The 18558-nt window shown below is 41.7% G+C and carries 23 protein-coding genes; 6 read left to right on the forward strand and 17 right to left on the reverse strand.

Annotated elements, in window-relative coordinates; genetic code table 11:
• The first annotated feature begins 148 nt into the window (after positions 1–148).
• Both PseudUWO311_RS19735 and gcvH read left to right on the forward strand, forming a co-directional pair.
• Positions 149–868 (forward strand): TerC family protein, encoded by a 720-nt coding sequence (locus PseudUWO311_RS19735; RefSeq protein WP_142656932.1) that lies wholly within the window; start codon positions 149–151, stop codon positions 866–868.
• A 74-nt stretch (positions 869–942) separates the two neighbouring features.
• Positions 943–1329, forward strand: coding sequence for a glycine cleavage system protein GcvH (gene gcvH / locus PseudUWO311_RS19740; protein ID WP_142656933.1), 387 nt, complete (start codon positions 943–945; stop codon positions 1327–1329).
• A gap of 28 nt (positions 1330–1357) precedes the next feature.
• Here gcvH and PseudUWO311_RS19745 read toward each other — a convergent pair whose 3' ends face one another.
• The 10 genes from PseudUWO311_RS19745 to PseudUWO311_RS19790 all read right to left on the reverse strand — a co-directional run bounded on the left by PseudUWO311_RS19745 (position 1358) and on the right by PseudUWO311_RS19790 (position 12266).
• Positions 1358–1996, reverse strand: coding sequence for a TMEM165/GDT1 family protein (locus tag PseudUWO311_RS19745; RefSeq protein WP_142656934.1), 639 nt, complete (start codon positions 1994–1996; stop codon positions 1358–1360).
• A gap of 190 nt (positions 1997–2186) precedes the next feature.
• Positions 2187–4847, reverse strand: coding sequence for an ATP-binding protein (locus PseudUWO311_RS19750; protein WP_142656935.1), 2661 nt, complete (start codon positions 4845–4847; stop codon positions 2187–2189).
• A gap of 206 nt (positions 4848–5053) precedes the next feature.
• The gene (locus tag PseudUWO311_RS19755) at positions 5054–5278 is read right to left on the reverse strand and encodes a tetratricopeptide repeat protein (RefSeq protein WP_142656936.1); all 225 of its coding nucleotides are present in this window, start codon (positions 5276–5278) and stop codon (positions 5054–5056) included.
• A gap of 5 nt (positions 5279–5283) precedes the next feature.
• On the reverse strand, positions 5284–5793 hold the full coding sequence (locus tag PseudUWO311_RS19760) for a DUF1993 family protein (protein WP_142656937.1): 510 nt from the start codon (positions 5791–5793) through the stop codon (positions 5284–5286).
• Positions 5794–5896: 103 nt separating this feature from the next.
• A complete protein-coding gene (locus PseudUWO311_RS19765; RefSeq protein ID WP_142656938.1) occupies positions 5897–6448 on the reverse strand; it encodes a DUF3038 domain-containing protein in 552 nt (183 codons plus the stop codon).
• The gene (locus tag PseudUWO311_RS19770) at positions 6445–8094 is read right to left on the reverse strand and encodes an AAA family ATPase (protein WP_142656939.1); all 1650 of its coding nucleotides are present in this window, start codon (positions 8092–8094) and stop codon (positions 6445–6447) included. Before PseudUWO311_RS19770 ends, PseudUWO311_RS19765 begins: the two co-directional genes overlap by 4 nt.
• A 67-nt stretch (positions 8095–8161) precedes the next feature.
• Complete coding sequence (locus PseudUWO311_RS19775) at positions 8162–8902, reverse strand: hypothetical protein (protein WP_142656940.1); 741 nt, start codon at positions 8900–8902, stop codon at positions 8162–8164.
• Between the two features lie 152 nt (positions 8903–9054).
• Positions 9055–10716, reverse strand: a complete 1662-nt coding sequence (locus tag PseudUWO311_RS19780) for an HD family phosphohydrolase (RefSeq protein ID WP_190303582.1) — start codon at positions 10714–10716, stop codon at positions 9055–9057.
• Positions 10717–10780: 64 nt separating this feature from the next.
• Entirely contained in the window at positions 10781–11587 is an 807-nt protein-coding gene (locus tag PseudUWO311_RS19785) for a hypothetical protein (RefSeq protein ID WP_142656942.1), read from the reverse strand.
• Between the two features lie 79 nt (positions 11588–11666).
• Positions 11667–12266: a hypothetical protein gene (locus PseudUWO311_RS19790; protein ID WP_142656943.1), complete on the reverse strand. Its 600-nt coding sequence runs from the start codon at positions 12264–12266 to the stop codon at positions 11667–11669.
• 274 nt (positions 12267–12540) lie between these two features.
• Here PseudUWO311_RS19790 and ubiE point away from each other — a divergent pair, with 274 nt between their 5' ends.
• A complete protein-coding gene (ubiE, locus tag PseudUWO311_RS19795) occupies positions 12541–13251 on the forward strand; it encodes a bifunctional demethylmenaquinone methyltransferase/2-methoxy-6-polyprenyl-1,4-benzoquinol methylase UbiE (RefSeq protein WP_142656944.1) in 711 nt (236 codons plus the stop codon).
• Between the two features lie 242 nt (positions 13252–13493).
• Positions 13494–13667, forward strand: coding sequence for a hypothetical protein (locus tag PseudUWO311_RS24160; protein WP_190303579.1), 174 nt, complete (start codon positions 13494–13496; stop codon positions 13665–13667).
• Between the two features lie 60 nt (positions 13668–13727).
• Here the strand turns inward: PseudUWO311_RS24160 and nadA are convergent, their stop codons facing one another.
• Positions 13728–14738 carry a quinolinate synthase NadA gene (nadA, locus tag PseudUWO311_RS19800; RefSeq protein ID WP_411730152.1) on the reverse strand — a complete coding sequence of 337 codons (1011 nt, stop codon included), beginning with the start codon at positions 14736–14738 and terminating at the stop codon, positions 13728–13730.
• A gap of 406 nt (positions 14739–15144) precedes the next feature.
• On the opposite strand from nadA, the gene PseudUWO311_RS19805 reads away from it, so the two are divergent.
• Entirely contained in the window at positions 15145–16044 is a 900-nt protein-coding gene (locus PseudUWO311_RS19805) for a M48 family metallopeptidase (RefSeq protein ID WP_142656946.1), read from the forward strand.
• Between the two features lie 116 nt (positions 16045–16160).
• On the opposite strand, the gene PseudUWO311_RS19810 is transcribed toward PseudUWO311_RS19805, so the two are convergent.
• From PseudUWO311_RS19810 to PseudUWO311_RS24965, 6 genes are all read right to left on the reverse strand, one after another.
• Positions 16161–16424, reverse strand: a complete 264-nt coding sequence (locus PseudUWO311_RS19810; protein ID WP_142656947.1) for a type II toxin-antitoxin system RelE family toxin — start codon at positions 16422–16424, stop codon at positions 16161–16163.
• Positions 16417–16653, reverse strand: coding sequence for a hypothetical protein (locus tag PseudUWO311_RS19815; protein ID WP_223807650.1), 237 nt, complete (start codon positions 16651–16653; stop codon positions 16417–16419). The genes PseudUWO311_RS19810 and PseudUWO311_RS19815 overlap by 8 nt, the downstream gene beginning before the upstream one ends.
• Before the next feature lie 189 nt (positions 16654–16842).
• Positions 16843–17031 carry a type II toxin-antitoxin system HicA family toxin gene (locus tag PseudUWO311_RS19820; RefSeq protein ID WP_142656949.1) on the reverse strand — a complete coding sequence of 63 codons (189 nt, stop codon included), beginning with the start codon at positions 17029–17031 and terminating at the stop codon, positions 16843–16845.
• Complete coding sequence (locus tag PseudUWO311_RS19825; RefSeq protein WP_142656950.1) at positions 17028–17240, reverse strand: type II toxin-antitoxin system HicB family antitoxin; 213 nt, start codon at positions 17238–17240, stop codon at positions 17028–17030. Before PseudUWO311_RS19825 ends, PseudUWO311_RS19820 begins: the two co-directional genes overlap by 4 nt.
• Positions 17241–17352: 112 nt before the next feature.
• Positions 17353–17931 (reverse strand): DUF6887 family protein, encoded by a 579-nt coding sequence (locus tag PseudUWO311_RS19830; protein WP_142656951.1) that lies wholly within the window; start codon positions 17929–17931, stop codon positions 17353–17355.
• Between the two features lie 2 nt (positions 17932–17933).
• Positions 17934–18107: a DUF6888 family protein gene (locus tag PseudUWO311_RS24965; protein WP_411730149.1), complete on the reverse strand. Its 174-nt coding sequence runs from the start codon at positions 18105–18107 to the stop codon at positions 17934–17936.
• Positions 18108–18192: 85 nt separating this feature from the next.
• On the opposite strand from PseudUWO311_RS24965, the gene PseudUWO311_RS24170 reads away from it, so the two are divergent.
• The gene (locus PseudUWO311_RS24170) at positions 18193–18363 is read left to right on the forward strand and encodes a hypothetical protein (protein WP_190303581.1); all 171 of its coding nucleotides are present in this window, start codon (positions 18193–18195) and stop codon (positions 18361–18363) included.
• Positions 18364–18558: the final 195 nt, after the last annotated feature.

The raw sequence follows: 18558 nt of genomic DNA on the forward strand, positions 1-18558 counted from the left end.
GGTATTAGGGCATAAAATCCAAAAGAGAGCTGCGGCGCTTCGCGCCGCAGCTCTCTTTTGGATTTTATGTGACGACAGTCATAGTTGATGGTCTGATGATTTTGTATACTTGTATTATTTGTTAATGTTTTGTTATGGATAGTATTGAATGTTCGAGCAGTTTCTAGAGACAAATGGTTTGTCATTTCGCCCCGAAGTTATTCCAATTTTGGGAGTACTAATTCTGCTAGAGGCAATTCTGTCTGCGGATAATGCGATCGCCCTTGCTGCGATCGTGCGTAGTTTACCAGACCCTAAGCAAGAAGAATGGGCGCTACGTTACGGCTTAATTGGGGCATTTGTATTGCGGGTAGTGTTGATCTTTACAGCAACATGGGTAATTAAATATTGGCAATTTGAACTAGCTGGCTCGGTATATCTACTGTGGCTATCAGGAAAATTTTTCTTGGAAAAGTCCCAAGCAGGTCATGATGCACAGCATCCAGTAAGGATGGCAGATAAATTATGGCAAGTTGTAGTCTTAGTTTCACTGACAGACTTGGCTTTTTCTCTTGATAGTGTGACCGCAGCAGTTGCCGTCGCTCAAGAGACTTGGCTAGTACTGATTGGTGGTGTCGCAGGAATTATCACATTACGCTTTCTAGCAGGACTATTTATCAAGTGGTTAGCAGAATTTACACACCTTGAATCGGCAGGCTATCTGATCGTGTTACTTGTAGGTTTACGTCTATTTATCAAAGTGTTTTCTGATAGCTTAGTTCCTCCCGAATGGTTGATGCTAACTTGCATCGGACTAGTATTTATCTGGGGATTTTCTAAACGTGAGCCAGTCGATGAAATTGAGGCGATCGCAGAGCAAACCAAATAATTTATAGAGAGGAGCGCTTTGCGCTCCTCTCTTTTGTCTACAATAATCAAGATAGAAAAAGGGAAAATAGCCAGATGTTTGAATATCCTGATGACTTGAAATACACTAACTCCCACGAGTATATTCGGCTGGAAGATGACACCGCCACAGTAGGAATTACGGCTTTTGCGATCGATCAACTCGGTGATATTGTGTTTCTCGATCTTCCTGAAGTGGGGACAAGGGTAGAAAAAGGTCAAACCTTCGGCACAATTGAGTCGGTCAAAGCGGTAGAAGACATCTATTCCCCCGTAACTGGTACAGTAATGGAATCTAATACGGCTCTTGTCGATGACCCTGAAATCATTGGTAATGATCCTTACGGCGCATCATGGTTGCTCAAAGTAAATATCGAAGATGCAGGCGAACTAGCTGGCACTATGTCGGCTAGTGAATATCGCAGTAAGGTGGAAGGAAGCTAAAAAAATCGGCACTCAGTGCCGATTTTTTTTAAGCTTGAAAGAAAGCAGTTACCCCAAAAACTAGAAACAGAACGCCGCCAATTCCTGTAATTACCCGTTCAGAGATCCTCCCCGCCACTAAACGACCGCCAATCACGGCGATCACTGTGCAGATTCCATGTCCCAAAATTGCCCCAAGGGTTACAAAAATCGGATCATTTGCCGCCGCTAACGCGATCGTACTAATTTGCGTGCGATCGCCCCATTCTGCCAAGAAAGTCATCACAAAAGCCTGTACCCAAACGCCGATTTGTGGATAACGCGCTAAAATCTTGCCAAAAACGGGAATTGAAGTTTGTGGATTTTGCCCTGCAACAGTTTCCTCGGCTTCCTTTACGACTTCCTCAGTTGAATTAGGCGACATTCGCACTGCATCGACAATTAGCTTGACACCAAAAATCAAGAATAAGGCGATCGCTCCATAGTGAGTATAAACCTTTGGTAATAGTGATACAGCTTGTCCTAGCAGAACCGATAAGACTGTCATCACAGCCAGTGCAGCTAGCACTGACGAAAACACGATGCGATGGTTATAACGCATCGACAAAATCACAGCAATAAAAAAAGTTTTATCCCCTAATTCCGAAATCGTAATTAGCAATAAACTGGCTGTAAAAGCTTGCAGCAATCTCTTAATTCTCTCTATGATTTAGATTCCATTGTAAATCATTACGAGAGAATTATTATGGATTTGAGAGTAAACAAAAAGCAGCAAAAGCCTTACTGAAGCTAGATTACAGATAATGAATGAACTATGAACTGATAATGAGCGAACTATGAACTGTTTATGAATCAATAATGAATTGCCTTGATTTTTACTATGTAATCTCTATGCCTTTTAATCGTGGAGGTAATTCGACTGTAAATGTTGAACCTTGATTAACTACACTTTCCACAGAAATTGTGCCGCCCATTAACAAAACAAGCTGCTCGGTAATCGCTAAACCTAGCCCAGTCCCACCATGTTTTCTTGTGGAGGATTGATCGACTTGACGGAATTGTTCAAAAATTGTGCGCTGGAACTCAGGCTCAATACCAATACCTGTATCGCGCACTGAGATGAGAATATTTGATGTCGCGAAAGGAGAAATCTGCACTTCTTCGTTAGATGGATTGCTGGGATCTGTAGTTATCTCAGATGCAGACATTTCTATACCTGTATTTGGTGTTTTCGCATATGTTAGCTCCACACAAACTTCGCCATCATCCGTGAATTTAATCGCATTAGAAACTAAGTTGGTAATCACCTGCTTGATCCGAATCGAGTCATGATAGATCGCACAAGTACCAATATGATTTTCAAATATAAAATTGAGAGATTTGATGGTGGCTAGTGGTTGTAGGCTTTCACAGGTATGGTGAATTAATTCATCAAGGTTAAAAATTTCTGGATGAGCTTCCATCTTACCTGCTTCAATTTTTGACAGGTCGAGAATATCGTTAATCAAATCCAGTAGATTTTTGCCATTGCGTAGGATTCTCTCCACCATGTCAACTTGGCTTGATGAGAGCGTATCAAGGCGTTGACGCAATAGCACTTGAGAAAACCCAATAATCGCGTTCATCGGAGTACGTAGTTCATGACTCATATTCGCCAAGAACTGACTCTTAAGCTGGGTTGCTTCCAATAATTGAGCATTTTGAGCTTCGATTTGGTTAATTAATTGAGCATTACCGATCGCGATCGCAGCTTGCACTCCAAAAGAAGCCAATAGATTCAAATCTTCACGAGAACTGGCTCTCTCTAATTGGACATGCCCAATTGCTAATACTCCCAAGCGTCCAGAACGACTAGACTCAATGGGCACACACAAAGCACTCTTAACTGGTAGATCCTCAATGAGATGTGATTCCCCTGCCTTAATCTCGATGGGAATTCCTTCTTTAAATACCTGTGCAATCAGATTTTGAGCCTCCAAAGCAAAGGATTCTTGCAGTGGGAAATTCTCTGGCAAGCCTTTTGCGGCTGATAGCGTTAGTCGATTCTCTTTAGGGTTGTAGAGAGCAATCACACATATATCTGCCCACATGATCGCATCACAAGTTGCCTCCACCACTGACTCCAAGAGAACATCAAGATCTTGCAACTGTTGGTTAATTAAGTTAGTGAGACGTTGCAAAATACTCATTCGCTTTTGCTGCTCGATCATGATTTTATTTGTCTCTTGCAGCACCTTATCGCGATAACGCTGCTCCGTGACATCTCGTAAAATCATCACACTGCCAATCAGTTCTGATTCAGTACCAACCAACGGTGCAGCTTTAGTACTGAGAATGATTTCATTGCCCTCAGGCGGACGTAAAACCACTTGATCTTCCACAACTTCCCCTGTGGACATGGCGCGAAAAACCACCAGATTGGCTAAGTCCACAGGTTCGCCATCCTGATGTCTGATGTCAAACTGTTTAACAATCTCTTCCATGGATTTCGCAATTACTGGTGATGCGGCTACACCAGCATTTACAGCATTAAAGCTGAGAATTTTACGCCCTGCGGAGTTGATTTTGAGAATCCGCCCTGCTGGATCGCTTAGTAATACGCCATCGGCAAGCTGCTCAAACACAGTAGTTAATTCCTCACGCTGACGCGCGATCGTTTCAATACTCTGAGCATTGCTAATTGCTGTAGCAAGGCGACGACCAATGGATTGAAGAATGTTGCGCCCTCGATCTGAAAGCGGGGTAAGACTTCCCAAAAACAGCACTCCCACAAGACTACTTCTGAGCATCAGAGGGTAAGCCGAGAGACTTTGAGGTAATAAATCTCCCACAGGAGTCCGATAAACCAGAGTTTGTCCTTTGAGGCGATCGCCTTCCCAAATAATCGCTTCTTGTAGTTGTCCAGCTTGACCAACAATGCCTTCGCCAAGGGTGATTTCCGTTAATGCTTGACTAGTTTTATAGCCCCATTCGGCAGCTAATATTAGACATCCGTCAGGACGTGAGGTTGGAATTTCCCAAAGGTAAATGCTACCGAGTTGTGCGCCCGTAAGTTTACAAATTTCTTCTAAACTTGCCTTGATTAATTTGTATTGATCGGTAGTGTTGACTAAAACGCGATCGAGGGACTGTAGCGCAAACTGAATATCACGGGCTTCTAAGGTGGCGGTTTTACTTTCGAGATGCGCCGCCATACGATTAAATACCTTAGCAAATTCTCCAATTTCATCAGCTCGATTTAATTGCGATCGCGCTGACAAATTGCCTGTAGTTATTTCTTCGGCAGTTTCTGCTAGCTCTGTCAGTGGTGGCTGAATGCTTCGCACAATCGATAAAGCTACAAATAGACCAGAACCTAATCCCGTTGATAGAATCACGATCGCGAGCCATGTAGTAAAGGATTCTAGTTCAGGTGTACCTTGTTGGATATGCAGTAACAAGATCAATGTGGCTGTGGCTAGTAGGGAGATACTAGTGGTGAGTCCAAAAATCAAGCGATTGACTAAACTTTCACGGCGGGGCAGGTTGGCATTGGTCATGAGGCTTTAGTTTAGTTTGGCGATCTAATCTGATTTTAGTACTTTTAGTGAAGTTGCTTGAATGCGATCGTCCAAGAATATATAGCAATGTAAGGTTTGCTTAGGACATAAAACCCAAGTAAGTGAAGGCGGCACTTCGTGCCGCCTTCACTTACTTGGGTTTTGATTTGTCCTAGCTATCTCTTACATTGCTATAGCTCAATCCTCTATTGAGAGAGACTTTCAATTGCTAATTTATAATCCCTAAGTTCTTGGTAAGTAATACCCAGATTGCCAAGCACAGTTACTTCTCCAATAGGATCGCCAATTTCTCTTGCAATTGTTAGCTGTTGTAAGTAGAAGTCTAGATGATAATAATGTAAATTTGCTTGATGGATAGGCGATCGCACTGACAAATACTTATCGCCTCCATCAAGAGCTTTTGCTTTCAAGTCAATTATTGAGGAGCACCCAAGAAATCACGCTTGCCTAGCTCAACACCGCAATGCCTGAGAATGTCATAGGCAGTTGCCACATGGAAATAGACATTTGGCAAAATGAAGAACAGTAAATAGGCTTGTCCTGCAAAAGTCATTGTTTCTTTACCCATAGGTAAAGTGATTACTTTTTCTTCAGAACCATCAATCTGTTCGGGAGTGAAAGACTCGATGAATGTAAGTACATTCTTAAGCCGATCGCATAGTTCCGCAAACGTAGTTTCCTTATCTTCTAATGCTGGTGCTTCAGTACCCGCCAACCTTGCTACACCACGTCTAGCAATATCCGAAGCAATTTGCACTTGACGGCTGAGCGGCAACATATCGGGATACAAGCGACTCGCTATAAGCACAGCGGGATCGATTTTTTTTGCTTCAGCATGAGCCGCTCCCTTTTCTAAAATGGCGACTAAATTATTCAGCGATCGCACTAGGGAAGGAACTGCAACCTGATACATAGAAATGGACATTAATAATTCTCCAGATTCTTAAAAAATTAATCTTTGTTACTTGCATATCACTATAACTGATTGCGACTTTTTTGAATTCACCTTAAGGCACTACAAAAAACTCTTAGTGCGATCGCTCAAACAAGGCAACCCACAAACGACGTGAGCCAATTTGGGAGCTGTAAAACAAAAGATCGATTAATAGTTTTAAGGCTAAGCGCTGGATCTCTTCAGGTTTAGCTTGCTCCTCCTCAGCCATCCGCTCTTGATACAGACTATTAAAGCGATCAAGATAATCACCCAAGATAGGTTCGCGGTGAGGCGTACGCTTTAGAGCTGTACATTTCTCTAACTGAGCAACCGCATTACGGATTGGAAATTGTTGCTGTGCGGCAAGCGTACAACTAATTAAAGTCATAGCCCTCGCCTCATCAACATCTAGCTTCTTGCGCCCCTTGCCCTTGCGTAAGGGGCTAGCCTGCCGCAAGCGCCATAACGTAATGCGATCGCTTAAAATCTCTTCAAATCCTAGCTTTTCGGCGACCGCCAACATTTCATCGGAACCAAGTCCCGTCAATGATTCTAAGGCAAGTAGCACTAAATCCAAATGCGCCTTGATGGCCTGCAATTGAGGCAAATCTGGGTTTTCAAAGGATGGCGCAGGATTGGAGGTCATGAGTCAGAACTGGATTTAATTTGAGGTAAAGGTGGTAAAGGTAAAGGACGATGTTTACCTCTTGACTTGTCGTTTATGGCTTTAGTTGCATTATCCATCAAAGTAATATCACCTAATTTCGCACTTAATTTATCACTTGGGATATCAATTACTTCACCCCGTGAAGCACTCCGCGCTCTGCCTTGAGTTGCCCATGCTTGCATGAAGCTAATCTGTTCCCTAGCCGTACTTGCTAAGGGATAGGTTTCTGCGATCGCGCCTAAAATATCCTCAGTACTAACATCGCGCTGCTCATGGAAAGCTCGATACATACCTTCAACGATCGCCTGTTCAATTTCTGCGCCACTAAATTCTTTAGAAATTGCAGCCATTTGATCAATGTCGAAATTGCGCAATTCCATCGGACGAAAACGTTTCAAATGGAGCAAGAATATTTCTTTGCGTTCCTCATAGGTAGGTAGATTAATAAAGAACAATTCATCAAATCGCCCTTTCCGCAATAATTCAGGTGGCAAAGCATGGATATTATTTGCTGTAGCAACGACAAATACGGGACTAGATTTTTCCTGCATCCATGTTAGTAGCGTTCCCAATACACGCTGACTGGTTCCCGAATCGCCTGTACTATTAGAGATACCTCCAAAAGCCTTATCGATTTCATCAATCCAGAGAATACAAGGTGCAAGGGCTTCAGCTAGCTGAATCGTTTGGCGGGTACGGCTTTCAGACTGTCCGACCAAACTACCAAATAAGCGACCCACATCTAATCGTAATAGTGGCAACCGCCAAAGATTAGCGATCGCCTTCGCACAGAGGCTCTTCCCTGTGCCTTGAATGCCTAGCAATAAAACACCGCGAGGATTCGGTAAGCCAAAGGCTCTTGCTTCGTCAGAAAAAGCTTGCTGACGCTGCATCAGCCAAAGTTTGAAATTATCTAATCCGCCAATGCTGTCTAGCGTTTCATTGGGTGTAAAAAATTCTAAAAACTCAGTTTGGCGAATCCGTTTTTGCTTCTCAATTAAAACCCGATCAATATCTGATTCATTGAGAAAATGTTTCTGCACTATTGATTTAGATAACGTATGGCAAATGCGATCGCGGGTCATACCCATGCAAGCTTTAATCAGTTGTTCAAGGCTATTACCTTGCATTCGCAACTGTTCAGGAGGAATCATCTGTTCGATGATATTCCGAATTTCGGTATTTTCAGGTAATGGGAAATAGAGCACCGCTACTTGTTCTTCGAGTTCCGATGGCATCTCTAATAAAGGACTCAACAGAATCAAAGTTTTCCGTGAATTGCGAAAACTTCGATAGAGATTGCGAAGTTGACGGACTAAAATCTCGTCGAGACGCTGTGAAGCTAATCGTCGATGTAAATCTCGAAATACATAAATAGTCGCCGTTTGCCGATCGCTATTTTCAACAATTTGCAAAGCTTGCAGTAAATTGTTTTTAGCTTCTTGATTATGCTCAAAACCACGCACGAGATCGTAATAATGCATCTGACGAGGTGGACCACATTCTTGGGCAACTTGGGCGATCGCCTTTTCAGCACGCTCTTCTTCCCATGTCACGACATAAATAATCGGGCATTTAGCACGGATCAGTAAACTAAGTTCTTCTTTGAAATTGAGAGATTTCATGCACAGATGCCTTGGATTTACAAAAACTCGCTTAGCGAGTTTTTATAGGGGGTTTAAATAAATAATTTTAGAAGAAATCGTCATTTGCTGCCTGTCGATGTGGTGTTGGTAGCGATTTTAAATGACTGAGAAATTGTAACAGCTCATCATTGGTTAATTGCTGACGTGACTTTTTATCAAAAGTCCTTACCAAATAATCGCGACCCTGTGTTTTAGTCCAACTTAGCCGCTCCATCTCCACATCGATTTTAGAAATTGCGTCTGATAGATCAACAGGCTCAGGCGAAATTTGAGGAGCTGAGGACTTGCTCGGTGCAGTCATTTCCGTCGGATGCGATAAAGAAGATAACGCTACATCAGCTTCGGGTAAATAATCATTCCCTCCATATTCAGTGGCATAGTCTATGGCTGACTCGGCATGAATGGTCTGCATCGTATGTGTCGTGGGGGAATCATTATGCTCAGTCATCTGACCCGATCCACCCGCCCCTAATGTATTAAAGTTAGCTGATGGGAGAGAGTTGATCGCTGACTCCCGCGATACTTGCGTTAACATCGGTGATCGCCCTCCATAATTGCCGTAGTTATGATCAAAACTATTGTCGAAGGCAAGCCCCGCGATCGCAAGAGCGCGTTTTACAGCCCGATCTTCAGCTATTTCGAGATCGCTATCTACAGCCGTAGCCGTACCCATGATCGCATCTCCTTCAGAGACGATCGCCCTAAAAGCATGAAGCCCATCTATTTTAGGTAGCATCTCTGTCTGGATACGACCTTGAGGATATTGAGAGCGAAACTGGGCGAACATAAATAGGTACAAAATCAATTTTTTGAGGAGATAATCTGCAAAACAGAAAGTATCTTATAGCAGTTTTTCAACCAGTATATCTAGCAAACTTATTAGTATAAAAGCTAGTAGCAGCACTACGCGCTGCTGCTACTAGCTTTTATACTTTTTATCTAGGTATCAAAAAAGTAAGCAAAAGGAGGTGTGTAACCAGGAATCTTATTTTCATCTACTTCATCAATCTGATCGGGATCAAGATATTCATTGGCGTAGCGCAAATAAACTTTTTCGCTGACAAATAAATCAAATAAATCAGGGTCAATATGGTTACCCTGCTTCATTTTACCGAGGATTTGCAGGCATTCTGTCAAAGTTTTACCTTTTTTGTATGGGCGATCTTTAGCACTAAGCGCTTCAAAAATGTCGGCTATTCCCATCATTCTTGCAGGTAAAGACATTTGTTCGCGGGTTAGACCTTTTGGATAGCCTTTACCATCCATGCGTTCATGGTGACCGCCAGCATATTCTGGTACACGACGCAGATTGCGCGGATAAGGAAGTTTCTCAAGCATTTCGATTGTGACCACAATGTGATCATTAATCGTCTTGCGCTCCTCTGCTGTAAGTGTTCCTCTAGAAATATTCAGGTTGTACACTTCATCATCAGTCAAGAAATTTACCTCCGCACCTTTAGGATCAATCCAGCGATAGGTGGCAATTATTTGCAAGCGCTCTTTATACTCATCACTCATAAATTCTCCCCCAATATTACAAATGCGGAGAAAATCTTGATCGCTAGAGTATTGGGCAAGTTTTTGCTGAAATGCTTCTTCCAACTCAGGAATGACGGTGAGGTTACCAGACTCGATCGCAGCCATTTTTTGATTGAGAAAACTAATTTCAGCATCCCGCTTTAATATTTCAAAGCGAGTATTGATTAAGTGAATACGATCAAAAATTGTTTCTAATTTCGTGGCTTTATCGATCACATGCACTGGAGTGGTGACCTTACCACAATCATGGAGTAGCCCAGCAATTTTCAGTTCGTAACGTTCATCTTCATCTAATTCAAAATCCTTAAAAATGCCATAATCAGCTTTGCAAGCAGCATCTGCGATCATCATCGTCAAGGTGGGGACACGTCGGCAGTGAGCACCATTGTAGGGCGATTTTTTGTCGATCGCTTCAGACATGAGATTAATAAATGACTCAAACAATTCGCGAAACTGACCGATCAATTTGTTGTTAGTTAAGGCGATCGCGGCTTGGGATGCTAAAGACTCGCCGATGCGCTGAGAGACCTTGGAAAATTCAATAATCTCATTGTCTTTAGAGCCTTTCGCATTGATTAGTTGCAACACCCCAATCAATTCATTCTCATGATTAAGCATGGGCAAAGTCAAAAATGACTTTGAGCGATAGCCCATTTTGATGTCAAAAGCTCTAGTTCCTGCAAAGTCAAAGCCATCAGCAACATAGGCATCAGGGATATTGATCGTTTTTTTATACAAAGCAGCATGAGCTGCCACCATTGTATTGTTGGGATTGCCTGCCTCATCATAGAGAGGCAAAGCGGGAAAAGGGATTGGCTCTCCAAGTTTTGCGCCCATCATGATCCCAAGTGAGTCATTCATGATGATTTCAAATTGGAGATATCTTTTATCTTCAGTTGCCAGATATAGTGTCCCACCATCAGCATTTAAGATGGTTTTTGCCCCCCTCAAAATCATCTCTAACAATTTGGGCGTATTTTTTTCTGCCGAGAGGGCAATGCCGATCTCATTTAGCTTTTCGATTAGTTCAAAGGATTCTGTTTTAGTATCGCCCATGTCCATAGTTTGCATCCCTATTTGTCAACAGTGTCTTTATTGTGGAAATGTCATAAGGGGAATAGATTGGTTAATTTTGTTTGGGTTGATTAGGCTGGACCAATATTTTAGGTAAAGGTGGCAAACCATTTTTTTTCCAGAACTGTTGAAATTTTTGGGGCTGCGCTAGCCGCCATCCAAATAATAAGATCGCGACTAAAAATGTTGTTGCCAAACCAAATTTCACAAGATTTATTGCAATCTGTCCATAATTCGGGCTGACTTTTTGGTCGTCTTTTATTTTTTGTTCAGCATTAGAGCTTGAGCTTGAAGTGCCTAGATATATAGTATCGGTTTGACGTGGAAATTGATTAGTTGCTTCAGATATTTGTTTTTGGATTTGTTTTTGTAAATACTTGATTGACTGATGCACAATTGGTGGTGCTTGATCGGTTCTAGACCATTGTCGGGCAACAGCGGAGGGGATAGCACATAAGTTCTCGGAGTCTAATTTCGCAATGCGATCGCGTAAAGATATTTCATCAGAAATTAAAACTACACATTGTGTTGGATGAGCATTCGCTACCCCAACTGCACTTTGAGCAACATTGATCATCAATCTTGCCTGTCGACTGAGATTTTGAGTAGCTCCAATCACTAAGTCAGCATGTTTGGCTGTTAGGGTTGTAACTTGCCAGTTCAAATCTGACGAATTTTGAAATTGTTTTGCGTTTGACTCATTACCTTCGGCTTTACCATTCGCAATATTTTTAATTTCGATCGCTACAACTTCTGGCAAAAGACATTCCCCTAATTTTGCGATCGCCTGCCAAGTATTTGGATTAGTGGAGACAATGGCGCTAGTTTCAACAAGCAATAAGTAAGCAGATTTGGACATAGCAAAATATAGACTGCAGAAACATGTAGATTCAGTGTGATGGCTGATCTCTGAGCCATCACACTGAATCAAGAAAAAATTACTTTGTCAATCGAGAGCCTTGCCAGTTACCAAAATTGTTGGTGCTTTCCCCAGTACCGTAGCTACCATAAAACTCTTTGCAGCCTTCACCAAAAACGAGAATTCCTTTTCCTTGTTGTTGTGGTTGCTTTTTGGGAGTCTCTTTCCAGTCAAAGGTAATCACATTGTTAGACAACTTACCTGTTAACTCACCCGCAATTTTCCCGCGTTCAAAATTTGCATATTCATATTTACCTGAAACTAGATTTTCACTCTGCTCTTGCAAAGTCACTTTGCCAAAAGGCGTTTGCCAATCTCCACTAATTTTTGATTTACAGGCAAGGTTGCTATCTGGGGTTGCCTCAGGGGCTGTGAGATACTGCAATCCAATTATTGTCACAATGGTGACTCCACCTAATCCCAAAGCTAAAAACAGCCAAGATGCAGAGATTGGAAATTCAAAGGGTTTCTTCAGCAATTTTGAGAAATATTTCAAATCGCCCTCTGAAGAAGTGGGAACTTCTTTATCTAAGCTCTCTACTGCTGGTGAAGTTTCATCTTCACCTTCTGGTGGCAATGGTTGCGATCGCTTATTTTTACTAGACCAAAGTTTTTGCATAGTTCAGGCAAATATTTTACTGCCAATATCTAGTAGTAGCTACTCAAAGTTAAATGTAAAACTCTAATATCTGTCCCGACCGCTATGCGGTCGGGACAGATATTGGTTTTGTTTTTTTAACTTATGCTGAGTTACTTAACTACTAGTATTACATTGTTGCATGATGATAAAACTCGTGCATATCAATCCGCTCAGCGATTATGCTTAGCAATGGTGGATGTAGTCGTATTGCTAAGCGTCTACCATTGTTAAGTTTTAGATTTTAGGTAACCCCATGTCTCAACCTTCGGAGACTGATATTCAACAGATTTTCGATCGCATTGCTCCAGTTTATGATCGCTTCAATGATCTCCTGAGCCTAGGACAGCATAGGATCTGGAAGAAAATGGCATTGCGTTGGTGTGAGCCGCAACAAGGGGAAAAATGGCTTGATCTTTGTTGTGGTTCGGGAGATATGACAACTTTAGTTGCTCAAAAAGTTGCACCCTCTGGTCAAGCGATCGGCGTTGATTTCTCTAAAGAACTATTAGCGATCGCTGCAAATAAAGCCAAGAACTATTTGCCGAAAATTCAGAAATGTCTGACATGGCAAGAGGGCAATGTTTTGAGTTTACCTTTTGCTGACAATACTTTTGATGGCGCGACTCTAGCCTACGGCTTGCGCAATGTGGCAAATATTCCTCAATGCTTAACCGAATTACATCGCGTCTTGAAAAATGGTGCAACAGCTGCGATTTTAGACTTCCATCGTCCAAGCGATCGCTTGATGCAGTCTTTTCAAGATTTTTATTTGGATCGCGTGGTTGTTCCCCTAGCCGATCGCTTTGAAATGACTGAGGAATATTCCTATATTGCACCAAGTCTGGCAAGATTTCCTATTGGTACTGAGCAAGTAAAACTTGCCAGAGCTGCTGGATTTGCTCAGGCAACTCACTACGCGATCGCTAACGGGCTGATGGGCATATTAGTTTTGCAAAAAAAATAGAAAAGTTAGCGCTTTGCACTGACTTTTTTGATTTATAGCCTTAGCCATTTGTATCAGGATGAATAGCGTGAGACGGCGCGAAGCGCCGTCTCACGCTATTTGGGTTTTATGTCCTAACAAGAATGGCGACAGCTATACATATCATGATTTCCACACAAATCTTGCTTTTTGAGTTCTGCGATACCGAATCTTAGTCATCAGGAGCGGTAGATTTAGAATTGCTGAGACGAGAAGAAGAAAACATGACACAAGTTAATCTTGAACGAATTAGAACTCTCCGCCAACAGATTATCGCTGAAACGAGTCATGGATTTGCTGACTGGAATTTAGTTCAGCAACTCTTAGATGACTTGATGATTAATCATCGACAATATAAACAGTTCGCCATTAAAGAGAACATTGGCTTGTATCAATAGGTTTACGTGGATTTTGCAATATATTATTTACATAAAGAAGGGGCGCAAAGCGCCCCTTCTTTATGTAAATGACATTTCCAGCATCCGTAGCATTGGCTTAAGTGCGGCTTGACGAATAGATTCATCGAGAATTATTTCTGGAGAGCGGTTTTTCATGGCGAGATAGACTTTCTCTAGAGTATTCAGGCGCATATAGGGGCATTCATTACAGGCGCAATTGCTATTAGGGGGCGCAGGAATGAATTTTTTAGTTGGTGAGGCTTTTTGCATCTGATGGATTACGCCAGACTCTGTAACCACGATAAATTCATGGCGCTCGCTTTTCTGGACATACTTCAGTAAGCCAGTAGTCGAGCCAATGAAATCAGCATGGCGCAATACATTGGCTTCGCATTCTGGATGAGCAATGATATCTGCTTCGGGATGACTGAGCTTAAGTTGTACTAATTTGCGTTCAGAAAAGATTTCATGGACGATGCAAGCCCCATCCCATAGCAACATCTCTCGTCCTGATTGTTCCATTACATAGCGTCCAAGGTTGCGATCAGGTGCAAAGATAATCGGCTGATCTTTGGGGATTTGATTGACGATCGCTACAGCATTGGCACTGGTGCAAATAATATCGCTCAGGGCTTTGATATCGGCGGAGCAATTTATGTAGGAAATCACCATATGATCGGGATGTTCAGCTTTAAACTTGGCAAAGCGATCGGGGGGGCAACTATCCGCTAGAGAGCAACCTGCATCTAAATCGGGAAGTAACACTAATTTATTAGGGTTCAAGATTTTGGCAGTCTCAGCCATGAAATGCACACCCAGAAAGACGATCACATCTGCTTGGCAATTGACGGCTGCTTGTGATAAGCCGAGGGAGTCACCGATATAATCTGCAATATCTTGAAGATCGGGATCTTGGTAATAATGCGCCAGAATGACCGCATTTAGGTCTTTCTTAAGATCAGCGATCGCCTTAAATAGATCTCTAGGAATGGAGTTTTGCAAAAATTGGCGGTCAAGTAGTTCAGCGTTGGGAGCGGTGAGAAACACGGTTTGCCTCACGGAAATAAAGATAGTGAGTAATAGTGAAAGTTATTCATTTATTATGTTTGATTATAGTAGAAATTACCAAAAATATATCTGTCTAATGTAATAGATCAAAACCTAAATATTGGTGATGTGGGGGAAGCCCACATCACCAATATTTAGGTTTTACTTAGTTTGCAACTTTCTCTGTAATTTTCGCGTCATCGTTATTCAATGGGTAAAGCCAAAACAAAAATTTGTGATGAGGAAAAGAAAACTGTAAAAGCCGAGATCTCCGACTTTTTGCGTGCTTGACAAAATCGATTTGTGATTGCAAAGAAAAAGTCGGAGATCTCAGTCTCTGCATCTTCAGTTTTTTTAGTGGGGATCTAGCTTAAATATTGTCCAAAGCTGATAAAAATAAGATTTAGTAAAGTTTGAGGTAATTGTAAATATGAAAATATCGATCGCTAAGTTATCCAATTCAATTAGTCAAAAATTTATCGCATCAGCTAGCAAAAGAATTCAGCATTACTGGAAATTTGCGATCGCTTTACTGATGTCTTTATTGTTAGCTGTTTCTTTGAATCCGTTTGTTGCTAATGCGCTTGACTTATCTGATTTGTTTCGCATTCTGCCATCCGCAATCCAAATCATTCAGCTTTCTAGCATTGGCGATAACGAAGAAGTTTCACTAGGTCAACAGATTGATAGCCAAATTCAGCAAGAAGTCCGCATCAGTCGAGATCCTGCTGCTAATGCATTGGTTCGTCGCCTAGGACAAATTTTAGTTCCCACTAGCGATCGCCCAAATATTCCTTATACTTTTCGCGTAGTCGATGACACGAACCTCAATGCATTTGCGACAATGGGCGGCTTCGTCTATATCAATACTGGCACGATCGCATCTGCTGACAATGTAGCCCAACTTGCTAGCGTAATTGGTCACGAAATGGGGCATATCTCAGGTCGTCATTCATTAGAGCAAATGAAACAAATGGCAATCGCTCAAGGTATTGCCACAATTGCGGGTGTTGCTGATGATCGCTTAGTTGGGATTGGGGTTAACTTGGCGTTGCGGTTACCCAATAGCCGTGAAGCCGAGTTTGATGCCGATCGCCGAGGCTTGTTAAATATTACGAAGTCAGGGTTTGCGGCGAGGGCGATGCCAGCTTTTATGCAAAAACTAACTCGATCAGGCGGTGGCGGCGCTCCAGCTTTTTTAAGTACTCACCCTGCAACCGAAGATCGTATTTCTGCTCTCAATCAATCCATACAAGCGAATAACTTGAACACTTCAGGTGGTTTGAATGATGCTGATTACCAAAGAATTTGGCGATCGCGCTTCCGTTAAATCATAATCAAAAACAAAAGAGACCGCACAATGTGCGGTCTCTTTTGTTTTTGAAATCATCCACCCAAAAGTACACCGCGATCGCCTATTCATTCCCATAATCAGCTATATACACACTATATTTCATAAGCCTTACTACGGTGAGCGATCGCCACAACAAACACTTGCACTATTTCATCTTCGACTGAATAAATAATTCTATAATCGCCAATGCGATACCGATATAAATTTGAATATTCGCCCTTGAGCGCTTTGATGTTGGGATGCGATCGCGGATCTTGCTCTAGCTGTTGGAAACATCGAGCAATTTTTTTAGACAGAGCATTATCTGCCTTAGCATAAAATTTTTGAGCATCAGGATGGAGTAAAATTTCATACATCAGAACGTACCGTTCTCCAATTTATATATTGGCTTTTAGGTGTTACTTGATTCTGTTTAACTCGCTCTAATAATCCTGAAATTGATAATAATTCTTGGGTTGCAGCTTCACTTTCGGCATTTGCCAAGAATGCTGCAAAGTCTGCAAGTACTTTTAATCTTTCTGGAGATAGCTGCTTAATTGCTTCACTTAGTTGATTCTTTATTTCCGTTACTTGCCTTGTAGGCATAGAGGATGTACCGGCAATAATGTCATTAGATATGTTCATTTTGGTTGTTAGAGTTGTTTTAAATATCTAAAGTTTAGCATTTAAGAAAATAGGATTAATAATTGCTATCAAACAGCGATCGCCTATCCATTCTCATAAAGAGCGATCGCCTCTCAAAAAAACTAACCGAACAGATCTCAAGTTTTTGAATCATTTCGGTAATGGAATGCTTAAATCTTTGCAAATCTTTTTTGCTAGGTTTTCATCAATTTCAGTGTGACGAGGTATGGATGAGCGACGATTTTGGCTAGGATTTCCCCACCATGAATGTCTTCCACCTTCTCTAGTCAGTTCACAGCCATGATTACGAAGATGCCGCAGCAAATCAGAACGCTTCATAGTGCTATTAATTCTTCTTCATAAACATCGCCAGCAGCTTCTATTGCTTCGCAACGATTAAACTCAAGTGCTTCTTTTAAAGTTATCCGTAAACTTTCTAAAAGTTCTTCTTTTGTGGATTCTTGACAATTTACGCCTGATATTTCTTCAATCCAGCCAATCCACCAGTTGTTAGATTGCTTGATAACAGCGGTAAATGATTCTTTCATGATGGCGAATATCCTCAATGATTCATATTTATCATAACTTATCCGCAAGCTCTATATAATATAGTGATCGCCTATTCATCCTCACAAACAGCGATCGCTATAATCACAAGATCTATTTTTGAGGTTCTGCTTCTAGCCAACCTTTGACAGTTTCAAGTGGAATGCTGACAAAGGGATTATTAGTAAGAACTTTCACTGTCTCAATACCACCAGATTTGATTGCACTTAGCAAACGATCTTTAAGGGTTGGATCTTCTTTAACTTTGCGTCTAAGTTCCATCTTTGCAACTGTTTGTTTCTCTTCTGGTGAGCCTTCAGGGTAATCTTGAGCGAGTTGTGTCAAAAGTGCTTGGATTTCCATTACAGCAATTGTTAGGCTTTGTTGCTGGACATTAATGATTTGGTTACCTGCAACATGACCAGCGACACCATAGACAGTGCTGTGAAAGTTTTGGCTAAATGAACTGGTTGGTTGAACTGTAGCTTCTTGCTGTTTGCGTTGTTTATTTTGTTCAATAAAAGTAGCAAATTTTTGGGGATCGGCTATTACTTCATCATTGATTGGAGTTTTGACAGCTTCTTGCTGAACTTTGTCCATGTATGTGTGAAAGGCTTGCTCATCATCACGGTGAGCTAACATATACTCCCTTAGTTCGGTACGAGTCATTTGTTTGTAATCAGGCTGGATCATCTCTATATCTCCACTATTTCGCCGTTACCACCAATCAATACTTCCGTTTCTTCACCTGCAAGAATATAAATAGCATTATATCGTGAATCAAATCTGACGAGATAAATGGGTAAATACATACTTGATAGGCTTTGACAAACTAAAAAGCATTTTTTTAATTGCGCTTCTGAAAGCACGTCATGTCACCCCTCAATTACAGGTATTCAAAAAATATCATGAATCATCCACAGCCAGCGATCGCCCTTCCAGCCAGCACAAACAGTGATCGCTCCTCAAGAAAAATCAACCAACCAGCGATCGCCTATTCATTCCATAAACAGCGATCGCCTATTCATCTCCACAAATAGCGATCGCCACTCTAAAAAACAAATCAACCAGCGATCGCCTATCCATCCGCATAAACAGCGATCGCCTTCTCAAAAAGCAACCTAAACAGCGATCGCCTATTCATTCCATAAACAGCGATCGCCTATCTAAAAAATCAACCAAACAGCGATCGCCCTGATTGACTGACAAAAGAGGTAAGAGAAGTAGCGAGAAAGTATACAGAGATTGAATTTAAGTAAAAAAGAGGCGTATGCTGTTTTTTGAAGAAAAAGGAGCATAGGACAAATGACCCAAAACGCC

This window comes from Pseudanabaena sp. UWO311 (assembly GCF_006937785.1).
Lineage (GTDB): Bacteria > Cyanobacteriota > Cyanobacteriia > Pseudanabaenales > Pseudanabaenaceae > Pseudanabaena.